Annotated in this window: 10 protein-coding genes; 7 read left to right on the top strand and 3 right to left on the bottom strand. The window is 60.4% G+C overall.

The features are described 5' to 3' along the window. Positions 1–18 precede the first annotated feature (18 nt). From HDF12_RS13220 to HDF12_RS13230, 3 genes are all read left to right on the top strand, one after another. On the top strand, positions 19–981 hold the full coding sequence (locus HDF12_RS13220) for an SDR family oxidoreductase (RefSeq protein WP_179584087.1): 963 nt from the start codon (positions 19–21) through the stop codon (positions 979–981). A gap of 75 nt (positions 982–1,056) precedes the next feature. Then, positions 1,057–1,944 (top strand): SDR family oxidoreductase, encoded by an 888-nt coding sequence (locus tag HDF12_RS13225; RefSeq protein ID WP_179584088.1) that lies wholly within the window; start codon positions 1,057–1,059, stop codon positions 1,942–1,944. Between the two features lie 190 nt (positions 1,945–2,134). Then, positions 2,135–3,889, top strand: coding sequence for an MOSC and FAD-binding oxidoreductase domain-containing protein (locus tag HDF12_RS13230; RefSeq protein ID WP_179584089.1), 1,755 nt, complete (start codon positions 2,135–2,137; stop codon positions 3,887–3,889). A gap of 40 nt (positions 3,890–3,929) precedes the next feature. Here the strand turns inward: HDF12_RS13230 and HDF12_RS13235 are convergent, their stop codons facing one another. Together HDF12_RS13235 and HDF12_RS13240 are read right to left on the bottom strand one after the other, a co-directional pair. Continuing rightward, the gene (locus tag HDF12_RS13235; RefSeq protein ID WP_179584090.1) at positions 3,930–5,093 is read right to left on the bottom strand and encodes a VWA domain-containing protein; all 1,164 of its coding nucleotides are present in this window, start codon (positions 5,091–5,093) and stop codon (positions 3,930–3,932) included. An 87-nt stretch (positions 5,094–5,180) separates the two neighbouring features. Beyond that, on the bottom strand, positions 5,181–5,681 hold the full coding sequence (locus tag HDF12_RS13240) for a YybH family protein (protein WP_179584091.1): 501 nt from the start codon (positions 5,679–5,681) through the stop codon (positions 5,181–5,183). 67 nt (positions 5,682–5,748) lie between these two features. On the opposite strand from HDF12_RS13240, the gene HDF12_RS22670 reads away from it, so the two are divergent. Together HDF12_RS22670 and HDF12_RS13250 are read left to right on the top strand one after the other, a co-directional pair. Continuing rightward, positions 5,749–7,593 (top strand): SpoIVB peptidase S55, encoded by a 1,845-nt coding sequence (locus HDF12_RS22670; protein WP_306458023.1) that lies wholly within the window; start codon positions 5,749–5,751, stop codon positions 7,591–7,593. A 167-nt stretch (positions 7,594–7,760) separates the two neighbouring features. Then, on the top strand, positions 7,761–8,768 hold the full coding sequence (locus HDF12_RS13250) for an NAD(P)-dependent alcohol dehydrogenase (protein WP_179584092.1): 1,008 nt from the start codon (positions 7,761–7,763) through the stop codon (positions 8,766–8,768). 140 nt (positions 8,769–8,908) lie between these two features. Here the strand turns inward: HDF12_RS13250 and HDF12_RS13255 are convergent, their stop codons facing one another. Beyond that, positions 8,909–9,610: an MOSC domain-containing protein gene (locus HDF12_RS13255; protein WP_257025655.1), complete on the bottom strand. Its 702-nt coding sequence runs from the start codon at positions 9,608–9,610 to the stop codon at positions 8,909–8,911. Positions 9,611–9,668: 58 nt separating this feature from the next. Here HDF12_RS13255 and HDF12_RS13260 point away from each other — a divergent pair, with 58 nt between their 5' ends. Both HDF12_RS13260 and HDF12_RS13265 read left to right on the top strand, forming a co-directional pair. Then, a complete protein-coding gene (locus tag HDF12_RS13260) occupies positions 9,669–11,957 on the top strand; it encodes a hypothetical protein (protein WP_257025656.1) in 2,289 nt (762 codons plus the stop codon). Next, on the top strand, positions 11,957–12,604 hold the full coding sequence (locus HDF12_RS13265) for a trimeric intracellular cation channel family protein (protein WP_373563926.1): 648 nt from the start codon (positions 11,957–11,959) through the stop codon (positions 12,602–12,604). The genes HDF12_RS13260 and HDF12_RS13265 overlap by 1 nt, the downstream gene beginning before the upstream one ends. The last annotated feature ends 67 nt before the right edge of the window (positions 12,605–12,671 follow it).

A 12,671-nucleotide genomic window follows, 5' to 3' on the forward strand; every position in this document is an offset into this window, starting at 1 on the left:
AAGCGGAGGAGACAAACGATGCGTGTTTTTGTAACTGGGGCAACAGGGTTTATCGGATCTGCCGTTGTGAAGGAGCTGATCGACGCAGGCCATCAAGTTACCGGGCTGGCACGCTCGGAGGCTTCCGCTCAGAAATTGGTCGCTGCTGGTGCGCGAGTGCATCGTGGTTCGATTGAAGACGTGGAGTGCCTGCGCCGTGGCGCGGCCGCTGCGGATGGGGCGATTCACACGGCGTTCTATCACGAGATCACGCATATGGGTGTTGGAACGCGGCTGCGTGTGTTCCTGGGTGGAAGTCCGAGCGGCATTGTGTCGAGATTTCTCTCGGCGGCCGTCGGAACAGACAGGCGCGCACTGAAGACGATGGGCCGAGCGCTGGCAGGACCGGACCGCCCGTTGGTTGCGGCGTTTGGAACCATGGCGATGACTCCAGGTCGACTCGCTCTGGAGGATGATGCGTACGACACCAACTCCGTTGGGGCTGCGCGGGGTGCGTCGGAAGACGCCATGCGGGAGCTGGCTTCGCTCGGCATCCGCACCTCGGTGATTCGCCTTCCGCCCATCGTTCATGGCGAAGGCGACGGCGGTTTCGCTCCACGGCTGTTCCAGATTGCCAAGAAGAAGAGAGAGTCCGCGTATGTTGGAGATGGTCGCAACCGATGGGCCGCGGTGCATCGGCTCGATGCGGCCCGTCTCTTTCGTCTGGCGCTGGAGAAGGGACCGGCGGGAGCAACGTATCACGGAGTTGCTGAAGAGGGCGTGCCGTTCCGAGACATAGCCGGGGTCATCGGGCGACACCTGAACGTGCCGGTTGTGAGCAAAACTCCAGCTCAGGCCGCCAAACAGTTTAGCTTTCTAGGTCTTTTCGTCCCCGTCGACAATCCCACCTCGAGCAAGTTGACCCAGGAACGGCTGGGGTGGCGCCCAACACAGACCGGCCTGCTCTCGGATCTCGATGGGGCGGACTACTTCAAAGCCTGAGCAGATGCGAATCGATTTACCTCCAATAACTAGCTACAACTACATCCCTCAACCGAAGTAAAAGGAGAATTCATCATGCGTATCTTTGTCACCGGCGCTACCGGTTTTATCGGTTCCGCCCTTGTTCCGGAGCTTATCAATGCTGGCCATCAGGTACTCGGACTAACGCGGTCGGATGCGGGCGCTCAGTCTCTCATCGCCGCCGGAGCCGAGGTGCATCGGGGCAATCTCGAAGACCCGGATAGCCTGCGGGCCGGGGCGGCCAAGGCGGACGGCGTGATTCACCTCGCGTTCGACCACGACTTCTCGAACTTCGTGGCGATTTGCGAGAAGGACAGGCGCGCCATCGAGGCTCTCGGCGACGCGCTCGTCGGATCTGACCGCCCGTTGGTGATCACCTCCGGGACCGGAATGGGTAACGCTGCGCCGGGTAAACCCGCGACTGAAGATCACTTCGATCCTAATCACCCGAATCCGCGTAAAAGTTCGGAGTTAGCGGCGGCTTCCGTGGCGGCGCGGGGTGTCAATGTGTCGGTTGTGCGGCTTCCTCAGGTGCACGATACGGTGAAGCAAGGACTGGTCACCTATGCAGTCGCAGTGGCTCGCGAGAAGGGTATCTCGGCTTATGTGGGCGATGGGCTGAACCGCTGGCCTGCGGCGCATGTGCTCGATACTGCGCGTCTCTACAGGCTGGCACTGGAAAAGGCAGAGGCAGGCGCAAGGTATAACGCCGTTGCTGAAGAAGGTGTGACGGTTCGGGACATCGCTGAAGTGATTGGGCGAGGGCTGAAGGTACCGGTGGCCTCTCTGTCTCAAGAGGACGCGGCGGGGCATTTTGGATGGCTTGCGCCGTTTGTCGGTTGGGATATGCCGGCGTCAAGCGCTCAAACCCAGGAGCGGCTGGGATGGCACCCGACGGGGCCCGGGCTGATCGCCGATCTCGAACAGATGAAGTACTCCTAGTCTGAGCGGACTGCGTGCCAGCGGCGTTTGGGCTGCTGGTGCGCGGTTGGCCCGGCGGACTCGCAGTTTGGCTTTCACGCTGACACAGTAAGGCGGCCGGTGACTGGGACGCGGTGCCAGGGAGGTTCATAGAAGCGCACGGCTCATCGGAGATAATTCCGCTGTATCTTCAGCGTGAGGGAGCCAGACGATGAGTGCTCTTATTTCGGTGAATGTCGGTCTGCCACGCGACTTGGAGTGGCAAGGCAAGGTGGTCCGCACTGCTGTTTGGAAGCGATCAGTGCCAGGCCGGGTGATGGCGCGTCGTATTAATCTTGATGGCGATGGGCAGGGCGACCTTGCAGGACACGGCGGAGAGCACCGCGCGGTGATGGTGTATCAACTCGACTCTTATCGCTATTGGGAGACGCACCTGAAGCGGCATGACTTTGAGTATGGTCAGTTCGGCGAGAACCTGACGGTTGACGGTCTGTCCGATGAGGAGGTCTGTATTGGCGATCGCTACCGGATCGGTGGAGCGCTGTTCGAAGTGACGCAGCCGCGAGTTACCTGCTATCGCGTCGGCATCAGGATGAACAACCCGCAGATGGCCGCGCTCCTGGTTTCGCATAAGCGACCGGGGTTCTACTTCCGCGTAATTGAGGAAGGCGAGATCGGCGCGGGAGATGAGATTGTCAAGGTGGCGGAAGGAGAGGAGCGCGTCAGCGTTGCCGAGATCGATGCGCTGCTTTATTTGCCTGACCATCCGCGCGATCGACTGGAATGTGCACTTCGTGTCCCGGCACTCAGTGCAGGCTGGAAGGGGTCGTTGAAAGCTCTGCTGGAGGCAGACGAGAAGGGTGGCAATGCCGGCCTCGCCCGATCTTCAGCGCCACCGCCGGCGTGGAGCGGGTTTCGGTCGCTGCGAGTGGGGGCGGTGCGACGAGAGAGCTTTGATGTGCTCTCCTTTGTTCTCGAGTCGGAGGATCGGAGCCCATTGCCGGCGCCTCTTGCAGGTCAGTTTCTGGTGTTCAAGGTTGAAGTGGAGAAGAACTCAGCTCCGATCCTGCGAAGTTATTCGATGTCTGGTCCGCAGGGGGCAGGGACCTATCGGGTCAGCGTGAAGCGGGCTGGTGGTGCAGGCAGCCGCTACTTTCATGAACGTATTCAGGTTGGCGATGTACTTCAGGTGAGCGCGCCGAGAGGCAGCTTTACACTTGCTCCGAACGACAGACCCGTAGTGCTGCTGAGCGCGGGTATCGGGGCGACGCCGGTGCTGTCCATGCTTCACTCACTTGCGGCGACAGAAGCAGATTCCAACCGGGAGATCTGGTGGTGTTACGGAAGCCGCAACGGCGGAGAACATCCATTTGCGCTGGAAGCACGAGAGCTTTTGAAGGGTCTTCCTCAAGGCCGTTCGTTGATTGCGTACAGCAAGCCAGAGGAGGGAGATCGGCTGGGAGAGGACTACGACGTTCGCGGGCATCTGAATCTCTCCTTATTGGAAGAGCGCAACGTACCGAAGGCAGCGGACTTCTATCTGTGTGGGCCTGTCAGTTTTCTTGCGGATCTGACTACAGCGTTGAAGGCGTGGGGTATCGCTGATTCCTGCATTCATTCAGAGACGTTCGGTACGGAATCAGCAATAACACCGGGAATCGCAATTACTACATTGGTGCAGCCGCATCAGCCTGCCGGAACAGTTGGCGGGGGCCCGAAGGTTTTCTTCACCCGCAGCGGTCTCACAGTTCCGTGGAACGAGCGATATGGAAGTCTTCTCGAATTCGCTGAAGCTTGCGATGTTCCTGCCCGATGGGCTTGCCGGACGGGCGTCTGCCATGTGTGCGAGTCCGGGTTGATTGGCGGCACAATCAACTATGCGCCGGAGCCGCTTGATCGGCCCTCTGAGGGAGACGTTTTGATCTGTTGCTCGACACCCTTGTCAGAGATTGAATTGGATCTCTGATCGTATTTTGAGGATCGACGTCTGAGAATCGACGCCTGCGTTATTCGACCGGGAGTTTGGCGCTGTACCCGTCGCGGGCTATGACGGAGTATTTTTGCGGTTTGCCCTTTTCGTCCTGCATGCGAAGGGGGTGCCCTTCGTTGTCGACGAGGAGGACCTTGACCTTGCGATAGGTGCCGTCGCTCTTGTTGTTGGTGGGGCGGTAGGTGAGGATGTACTCGTTGCGGATGGATTGGTTGATCTGGGCGAAGATGTCGGGGAGCTCGCCCTGGAAGATGGGGGCGAAGCTGAGGCCGCCGGTCATGGAGGCGAAGGTCCGCATCTGGTTCTGGGCCTGGAGGTAGTCGAGCTCGCGTGGGCCGCCGCCGGAGCGGAGTTCGTTGAGCATGGCTCCGGTGCCGATGGTGAAGATGGTTACGTTGGGGGTGTTTTTGACTTTGGCGAGGATCTTGTCGAGGGTGAGCTTGGAGAAGGTGTCGCGGCCGGAGCCGATGAGGATGATGTACTTGCGGCCTTCGATGCGGCTGGTGCGGTCGAGGGTCTCGTAGAGGGCGTCGAACATGTTGGTGTCTGAGAAGCCCGGGATCATGAGGGACTGGAGCGACTGGGCGATGAGCTCTTTGTTGTTGGTGAAGTCGGTGAGGATGTGGGTGCGGAGGTCGTAGGTGACGACGGCGACGTAGTCGTCGGGGCGGAGGGAGCGGAAGAAGCTGTAGGAGGCGTTCCGCATGTCGTTGATGAGGTAGTAGCTGTTGGCGGCGAACTCAAGCAGCATGACGGCGGTGATGGGGGTCTGGATGGTGCGGACGCTGGTGATGGTCTGAGGTACGCCGTCTTCGAGGATGAGGAAGTTGTTGGCCTTGAGGCCGGGGACGAACTGGTGGGTCTTGTCGAGGATGACGCTGGCGTCGATGTTGACGATGGGGACGTCGACGCGGAGGGAGAAGGTTTCGTTGTCGGGATTTTTGACCTTGGGGGCGACGGGCGCGGCGGGAGGTGGTGGCTCGTCGGCTTCCTTCTTTTTCTTGAGGACGATGGTGCCGTTGTCGGTGTCGGGGCCGGCGTCGTCGGGGGATGGCTTGGTCTGCTGGGGTGGGTTTTGGGCCGGGGCTTCCTGCGCATGGGCGACGGGCAGGGTGAGAACGATGGAGCAGGAGAGCAGGAGAAGGATGCGAGCCCTGAAATGCGGAAGGATAGTCATCATCTAAAACTTTACTCCGAATGTTGGACGGCTTTTCATTGGGATGGTGAGTTGGGGCTTCGGCCGGGTGGTTGTCGGCGGGCTTGTGGTTCAGGTTGCGGGCTGGACTGTTTCCCGGATGGAGGCCCAGCCCGTAGGACTTGCAGGATACTCGACGTAGACGACCATGGAACGTCCTTTGAAGATGGCGGGTGAGCCAGCTGCCTTGGGGACGCTTCGGATGGCGAAGAGGCTTATCTCTACGGCGGTACCTTCGTGGAAGAGGATGGTTTCCGGAGTGTTTTCAAGGAACTCCAGCTTGAAGGATCGAAAGGTGCTGAGAAGACTTGCTTTGAGGGCTTCGATGCCTACGATGTAGTTCTGATAGGCGAGAGCTTTGATGACCTCGGGGTGGTGGTATGCGAGGATTTCGTCGACATCGCCCTTGGCGAACGCGGATCGAATCGCATCGCCGGTTTTGTGGAGAGACTCTCTTTGGGCGGGAGAGCCCTGAAGTTGGTTGCCGGGTGGCTTCGATTGAGCTTTGCCGGTGGAGAGCAGAATGGAGGGCGCGGTACAACAGGCGGCGGTGAGCAGCTGTCTCCGGTTCATAGTGCCTCAATATTCGCATAGAGCACGGCGGCCAATGATGAGGGCGTTCTAGTAGTCTGTAGACGTGATGGCTGCGGTAAAGACTCGGTTGTGGATAGTTGGCCTGGCAGTAGGCGGGATGTTGGGGAGTTCTGTGCTGGTAGAAGGGGCCTGGGCCGAGGGGCAGGCGGTGAGTGGGGCGGGGGGATGGACTGCGGTGGCGGCGCCTTCGACTGCTCCGGTGGTGACGAAGTTTTTTCCGCTGGGTGAGGTGAAGCGGGGGATGCGCGGGGTGGCTTATACGGTGTTCGAAGGGGTGAACCCGGAGCCGATGCAGGTGGAGATTCTCGGACTTTTGAAAGATGCGCTGGGGCCGGGGCAGGACATGATTCTGGCGAGGCTGCATGGGGATAAGCCGGAGTATACGGGCGTGGTGGCGGGGATGAGCGGGAGCCCGGTGTACATCGACGGGCGGCTGGTGGGGGCGCTGAGTTATCGGATTGGGCAGTTCAGCAAGGAGCCGATTGCGGGGATTACACCGATCGAGTCGATGCTGCAGGTGCGGGATGGAGACGGCGCGGCTGCGATGAAGTTGGCCGGAGTGAAGCTGCCTGAGGTGAGCAGAGAGTTTGAGGGGCAGCCGGAGATGCGGGCGATGGAGACTCCGCTGGTGATGGGCGGGTTCAGCCAGGAGACGGTGGAGCGATTTGGGGATCGTTTCCGGGCGATGGGGTTGACGCCGGTAGTGGGGTTGGGTGGGGCGGACTCTGCTGCGGTGCAGCCGGAGCCGCTGGTGCCGGGGAGTGCGGTGAGCGCGGTGCTGGTGCGGGGGGATCTGTCGATGGCGGGGACTTGCACGGTGACGTATGTGGACCCGACGCGGCTGCTGGCGTGCGGACATCCGATTACGCAGTATGGGCCGGTGGATATGCCGATGACCAAGGCAACGGTGCTAGCGTCGCTGGCTTCTCCGCTGAATGCGTTCAAGATTATTAACACGACGGAGACGGTAGGGGCGTTTACGGAGGATCGTGCTTCGGCGATTATGGGGCGGTTTGGGGTGGAGGCACGGATGATTCCGGTGGTGGTGGAGGTGGTTCCTCCTGCGATGGAGAAAGGACTGCAGGGGAAGACGAAGACGCTGCACTTTGAGGTGCTGGATAACCGGCAGCTGACGCCGTCGGCGATGCTGGTGTCGGTGTACCAGAGCTTGCAGACGAACAATACTGCGGCGGAGGAGTTGAGTTACCGGCTGTCGGGCGAGATCGACGTGAAGGGGCTGCCGCCGGTGCGGATGCAGGGGCTGATGGCGCAAAACGAGTTGAACCCGGCGACGATCAATGCGGCTCTGCTGGTGAATGACCGGTTCAGCAAGGTGTATGGGAATGCGCTGGATCAGCCGGTGGTGACGGGGGTGAGGCTGAAGGTGGAGGCGATTCCGGCGCGGATGTCGGCGGTATTGGAGTCGGCGCGCTTGAGCAGGACGGAGGCGCGTGCGGGGGACGAGATTGAGGTGGAGGCGGTGGTGCATCCGTACCAGGCTGAGGCTCGGATGGTGCGGGTGAAGGTGAGGGTTCCGGATAGTGTGAGTGCGGGAGCGATGCGTGTTGTGGTGAGCGATGGCGCGACCGTAGATAGGCTGACGACGAAGACGGGGGCGGAGCGGTCGGTGGGGCTGGCCGATACGGTGGCGACGCTGAACCGGATGCATGAGAACGACCGTGTGTATGTGACGCTGCTGAATCATGCGACGCAGGCGGTGCTGGAGGGTGAGGCTCTGCCGGGGGTGCCGCTATCGATGGCGAATGTTTTCGAGCCGTTAAAAGATGCGCAGAAGATGCAACTAACGGGGGAGAGTGTGCTGGCTGCGGGGTCGGTGGACGCGGGGTATGCTGTGAGTGGCTACCAGGTATTGAATCTGGTGGTGAGGTAGCAGGGTGAAGATGAGGGCAGGCCAATAAGTGGTGAGGCAGGTCTTGTTACACGGTGGTTGCGACAAGTGCGATTAGCGTGTGGATGATTTTTTTGCTCGGGGTGGTGTTGTAGCATCAGAGGGTAGGCGCGGCGGATATGTTCCGCGCTAAAAGGGAAAGACTTCAAATGAGTGAAATACATGGTCTCGCTGTTCATGCGGCCGGCGCACACTTACTAGCTTACAAATACGATCCGGGCGAGTTGCAGGGGAATGATGTCGAGATCAAGATCTCGCACTGTGGCGTGTGCCATAGCGATGTTCACCTGATCGACAATGACTGGGGCATTAGTAAGTATCCGTTTATTCCGGGCCATGAGATTGTGGGGACGATTGTGGGGGTGGGCTCGGCGGTGAAGGACCGTACGATGGGCGAGCGTGTGGGAGTTGGCTGGCAGGCGGATAGCTGTGGGATCTGCGAGTGGTGCCGGCAGGGGCAGGAGCAGCTGTGCGCGAAGGCGCAACCGACTTGTGTAGGACGTAATGGGGGGTTTGCCGACAAGGTCCGTGTAAATTCGCGGTTTGCGGTCCCTTTGCCCTCGACGCTCGAGAGTGAGAGTGCGGCTCCGCTGCTGTGTGGTGGAATTACGGTGTACTCGCCGTTGAGGAACTATGAAGTTCGCCCGTCGTCGCGGGTGGGGGTAATCGGAATTGGCGGTCTTGGGCATCTCGGACTGCAGTTTGCGAAGGCGTTTGGCGCAGAGGTGACGGCGTTCTCGACCTCGAAGGATAAAGAGGCTGAGGCGAAGCAGCTGGGGGCGCATCATTTTGTGAATACGCGTGACACTGGCGCCTTGAAGAAGGTTGCCGGGTCGTTTGATCTTCTGCTTTCGACGGTAAGCGCGGATCAGGATTGGCAGGCTTATGTGAATGCGCTGCGACCCAAGGGGACTCTTTGCATCGTTGGGGCGCCGCCGTCTCCGATGCCTATCCTGGGGGCATCGCTGATTACGAGCCAGAAGGTTGTTGCCGGAAGTAACATCGGAAGTCCGCATGAGATAAGCGAGATGCTGGACGTTGCGGCACGTCATGGGGTTAAGGCGGTTACGGAGCGGTTTGCGATGGCGAAGGCGAACGACGCTGTGACTAAGGTGAAGAAGAACCAGGTACGGTATCGCGCTGTACTGACGAACTAGAGCGGATTTCGCTTGGTATAGAGGCTGCCGACTGAGGACGAAAAGCAGATTCCTCCGCTTCGCTGCGGAATGACAAGAATCTCTATACCAAATAGAAAAATTGCTCCAGAGCTGAGATCAGCTTGCGGAGGGCACAGCGATCAGTTGCCTCCACTCTTCATGGTTGATGTCCAGTGGCCGGTTTGATCCTGGATTTTTTGACGGGCCTGGTCTTTCCACCACGCTTCCAAACCGGGCATCTCCAGCATTTTGCGAGCATAGCTAGCGTCGAATTCGAGATACATGCAGCGGTTGATTGCCGGTATCGAGCCCTCCTGGTTGACTCGTTCCTCGATGATCCACTGGTTTCCTGCTTGAAGGGTGCCCGGTTCTAGTACGCGCAGATAAAAGCCAGTGCGATTTTCGAGAATGGTGAGCTTGACCCAGTCTGGACGTCCAATTCGTCGGGCAAGATTGGCGCAAGGGACGCGCGGGCCGCTGACCTGGACGAGCGTGGTTCCCAGCCGCACTCTATCGCCCACACATACCTGATCTTCGGCAATATGATCGAGGGTGACGTTTTCTCCGACACATCCGGCTTGCAGATTCATCTTGTAGTGGGTGTTCCAGAAGGAGTAGTGATCGGTCAAATGCGCGCAGACCGCTGCGCCCGGACCTCCATGATAACGCTGGGCAACCTTGTCACCGGCGAGTCCGTGAAGAGAGACCTGCACCGGACCATCGACGCGATCACGAAAGATCGACGAGGTCCAGGTGCCACGCTCGTCGGTGATCGATTTGGGCTGGCCAGTGAAGACCGCTTGAACGATGGCGGGTTTGGTCATACCTTCGATTTTAGGCATGCCTGCTGAATAGGTCGAGGTCTCAAGTTTGCGCAGATACTTTAGACTCAGGATCAGAATGATGCGACGAGTGTTGGTTACTGGATTAGTGGTGGGGTCTTCCCTGCTGTCTGGGTGGGCGAGCGCGCAGGGTACGAAGCTGTGGAGCGTGGAACGCTACGACGAGATGGAAAAAGGCAATGCGGAAGGTGTGTCTATCCGCAGCGATGGACGGCTGGAGGCGGGGCCGGCCAGTTCACTGGTGTATGAGAGTGGGAAGAGCTATGCGTGGGCGCTGGCGAGCGATGCCGCGGGGAACGGCTACGTGGGGTTGGGTGGGACGGCGGCCGGGTCAGCGTTGGTGATGAAGGTGACGCCGGAGGGGGCGGCTACGCAGATCTTTGCGGGGAAGGAACTGGCGGTGCAGGCGCTTCGTGTGGCGGCGGATGGAAGTGTGCTGGCGGCGACTTCGCCGGATGGGAAGGTGTATCGGATTCCTGGGGGTGGTGGGGCGGCGGTGGTGGTGTTCGATCCTGCGATGACGGAGGAGAAGCCGAAGTATCTTTGGGACCTGGCGGTGGGTAAAGGCGGCGAGGTGTATGTGGCGGCGGGTGCTCCGGCGGTGGTGTACCGGGTGCCTGCGGGAGGCGGCAAGGCGGAGGTGTTGTTCAAGACGGCGGATCAGCACATTCGGTGTCTGTTGCTGGCGCCAGATGGAACGTTGTGGGCTGGGTCGGATGGCTCGGGTGTGGTGTACCGGTTTGCGACGGGGACGGTGGGGGCGAAGCCGTTTGCGGCTTACGCCGCGGGACGGCGAGAGATTACTGCGCTGGCGATGGATGCAGCTGGAGATGTGTATGCGGCGGGTGTGGGGACGAAGGGACACTCGACGCTGCCGCCGCTGCCGGTGACGGGCGGCGTGGGGGTGACGATCACGTTTGTGCAGCCGGGGTCGTCGACGGCAGCGGGGTCGAATACGCTGGTGCCGGATGGGTCGGAGATCTACAGGATTGCGGCGGATGGGGCTCCGCAGAAGCTGCTGACGCTGAAGGATGATGTGGTGTATGCGCTGGCGGTTCGGAATGGGAGTTTGCTGGCGGCGACGGGAAATCGCGGGCGCGTCTACAGGATTGATGTGGGCAAGATCGATGCGGGGAAGACGGATGCGGGACGCCTGGATGCGAGTGGCAGCGGGCGCTTCAGTGATGTTGCGCATCTGGAGGCCTCGCAAGGGATGGCGTTTGCCGCAGTGAAGGATGGGTTGCTGATAGCGACGAGTAATAGCGGGAAGGTATTTCGGCTGGGAGATGCGGTTGCGCCGGCGACCTATACGAGTGATGTCTTCGATGCGCAGAGCTTTTCGCAGTGGGGGCGCGCGGAGGTAAGGGCTGGGTCGGCCGCGGGGTTCGATCTGTTTGTGCGGAGCGGTAATGTGGAGAGCCCGGTGATGGGATGGAGTGAGTGGGCTCGCGTTGGCAGGGACGGGAGCTTCGCGGTGCCTCCGGGACGATTTGTGCAGTGGAAGGCTGTGCTGCGTAGCGGCGGATCGGTGGATGCTGTGGGGCTGAACTATCTGCAGCGGAATCTGGCTCCGGTGGTGGACGAGGTGGTGGTGCAGCCGGGGGCGCGGGTGACGCCGGTGACGCCGGTTGCGGCGAACGCTACGGTGCAGGTCGCCTTCCCTGCTGCTGCGGGGGCTACGCCTGCGGTGAGTTTTTCGACAGATTCGAACGCTGCTCCGCTGATGGCGCAGAAGGACAAGACGGCGGTTACGGTGCGGTGGATGGCACATGACGACAACGGCGATGATCTGATGTTTGCCGTGTGGTATCGCGGGGTGGGTGAGGCGAACTGGCGGTTATTGAAGGACAAAATTTCGGAGAGGGTCTACAGCTTCGATTCTGCGCTGCTGCCTGATGGGAGATACGAGGTGAAGGTGGTGGCGAGCGATGCTCCTGTGCATACGGATGCGGAGGCGTTGACGGGAGAGCGGGCGAGTGAGGTATTTGTGGTGGATACGACGCCGCCGGTGCCTGGGGTGCTGACGGCGGAGGTTGTCGTCCGGGGAATTACGAAGAGTGGTGCGGGTAAAGCGAATGAATATTCATGGGTTCGGATTCATGCGGCTCTGGAGGCTCGGGACGCTACTTCGCCGATCGCTCACGCTGAGTATTCCATCGATGCGGGGCCGTGGCAGTATTTGGAGCCAAAGGGAAAAGTCTCTGATTCGATGACGGAGGTGTATGACTTTACGGTTGAGGCACCGGAGGCGACTGATGCCGCGCAGGATGCGAAGGAGCATGTGCTGGCGGTGAGGGTATACGACCGGTATGAGAATGTCGTCGCAGTGAAGGCGGTGGTGCGGTAGTGGCGCTGCGAGACTGGTTTCCGAAGTACAGGCAGGATGTGGTGCTGTTGGCGGTGGACCTGGTGGGGACGTTCGTGTTTGCGGTAGAGGGGGCGCTGGCGGGGATTCGCGGCGAGTTGGATCTGCTGGGACTGCTGGTTGTGTCGTTCGTGACGGCGCTCGGTGGTGGGACGGTGAGGGATCTGCTGATCGGGGCGGTGCCTCCGAATAGTATTCGCGATTGGAGGTATGGAGCTACGGCGTTTGCGGGTGGTGGAGCGGTGTTTTGTTTTTATCAATCGTTTCAGCATGTGCCGCAGCAGTTGTTGATTACGCTGGACGCGGCTGGGCTGGCGTTGTTTGCGATGGCAGGCGCGGGAAAGGCGCTGGAGTTTGGGATCAACCCGATGATCGCGGTGCTGATGGGTGTGCTCACCGGCGTGGGTGGTGGGACGATACGGGATGTGCTGATGACGCGGGTGCCAGGGATTTTGAACACGGATATTTATGCGTCGGCTGCGCTGGCGGGAGCGGCAGTGATGGTGATTGGGTTGGCGCTGAAGGTGCCGAGGACGATTGCTATGACGGTGGGTGGGGTTTGTTGCTTTGTGCTGCGGATGGTGGCGGTGGCGCGGCATTGGAATCTGCCTAAGGTGATCTCGCACTGAGGCTGCTTGTCCTGCCGGACGGGCCGCCTGCGCGGCGCGCGGTCACTTCGTGACTTGTATACCTTGT

The organism is Tunturiibacter gelidiferens (genome assembly GCF_013410115.1).
GTDB classification, from domain to species: Bacteria; Acidobacteriota; Terriglobia; order Terriglobales; family Acidobacteriaceae; genus Edaphobacter; species Edaphobacter gelidiferens.

Excerpts from the sequence above, each read along its gene's own strand:
- HDF12_RS13220 (WP_179584087.1), top strand. The coding sequence starts at position 19 with ATGCGTGTTTTTGTAACTGGGGCAACAGGGTTTATCGGATCTGCCGTT.
- HDF12_RS13225 (WP_179584088.1), top strand. The coding sequence starts at position 1,057 with ATGCGTATCTTTGTCACCGGCGCTACCGGTTTTATCGGTTCCGCCCTT.
- HDF12_RS13260 (WP_257025656.1), top strand. The coding sequence starts at position 9,669 with ATGATGCGACGAGTGTTGGTTACTGGATTAGTGGTGGGGTCTTCCCTG.
- HDF12_RS22670 (WP_306458023.1), top strand. The coding sequence starts at position 5,749 with ATGGCTGCGGTAAAGACTCGGTTGTGGATAGTTGGCCTGGCAGTAGGC.
- HDF12_RS13250 (WP_179584092.1), top strand. The coding sequence starts at position 7,761 with ATGAGTGAAATACATGGTCTCGCTGTTCATGCGGCCGGCGCACACTTA.
- HDF12_RS13235 (WP_179584090.1), bottom strand. The coding sequence starts at position 5,093 with ATGATGACTATCCTTCCGCATTTCAGGGCTCGCATCCTTCTCCTGCTC.
- HDF12_RS13240 (WP_179584091.1), bottom strand. The coding sequence starts at position 5,681 with ATGAACCGGAGACAGCTGCTCACCGCCGCCTGTTGTACCGCGCCCTCC.
- HDF12_RS13230 (WP_179584089.1), top strand. The coding sequence starts at position 2,135 with ATGAGTGCTCTTATTTCGGTGAATGTCGGTCTGCCACGCGACTTGGAG.
- HDF12_RS13255 (WP_257025655.1), bottom strand. The coding sequence starts at position 9,610 with ATGCCTAAAATCGAAGGTATGACCAAACCCGCCATCGTTCAAGCGGTC.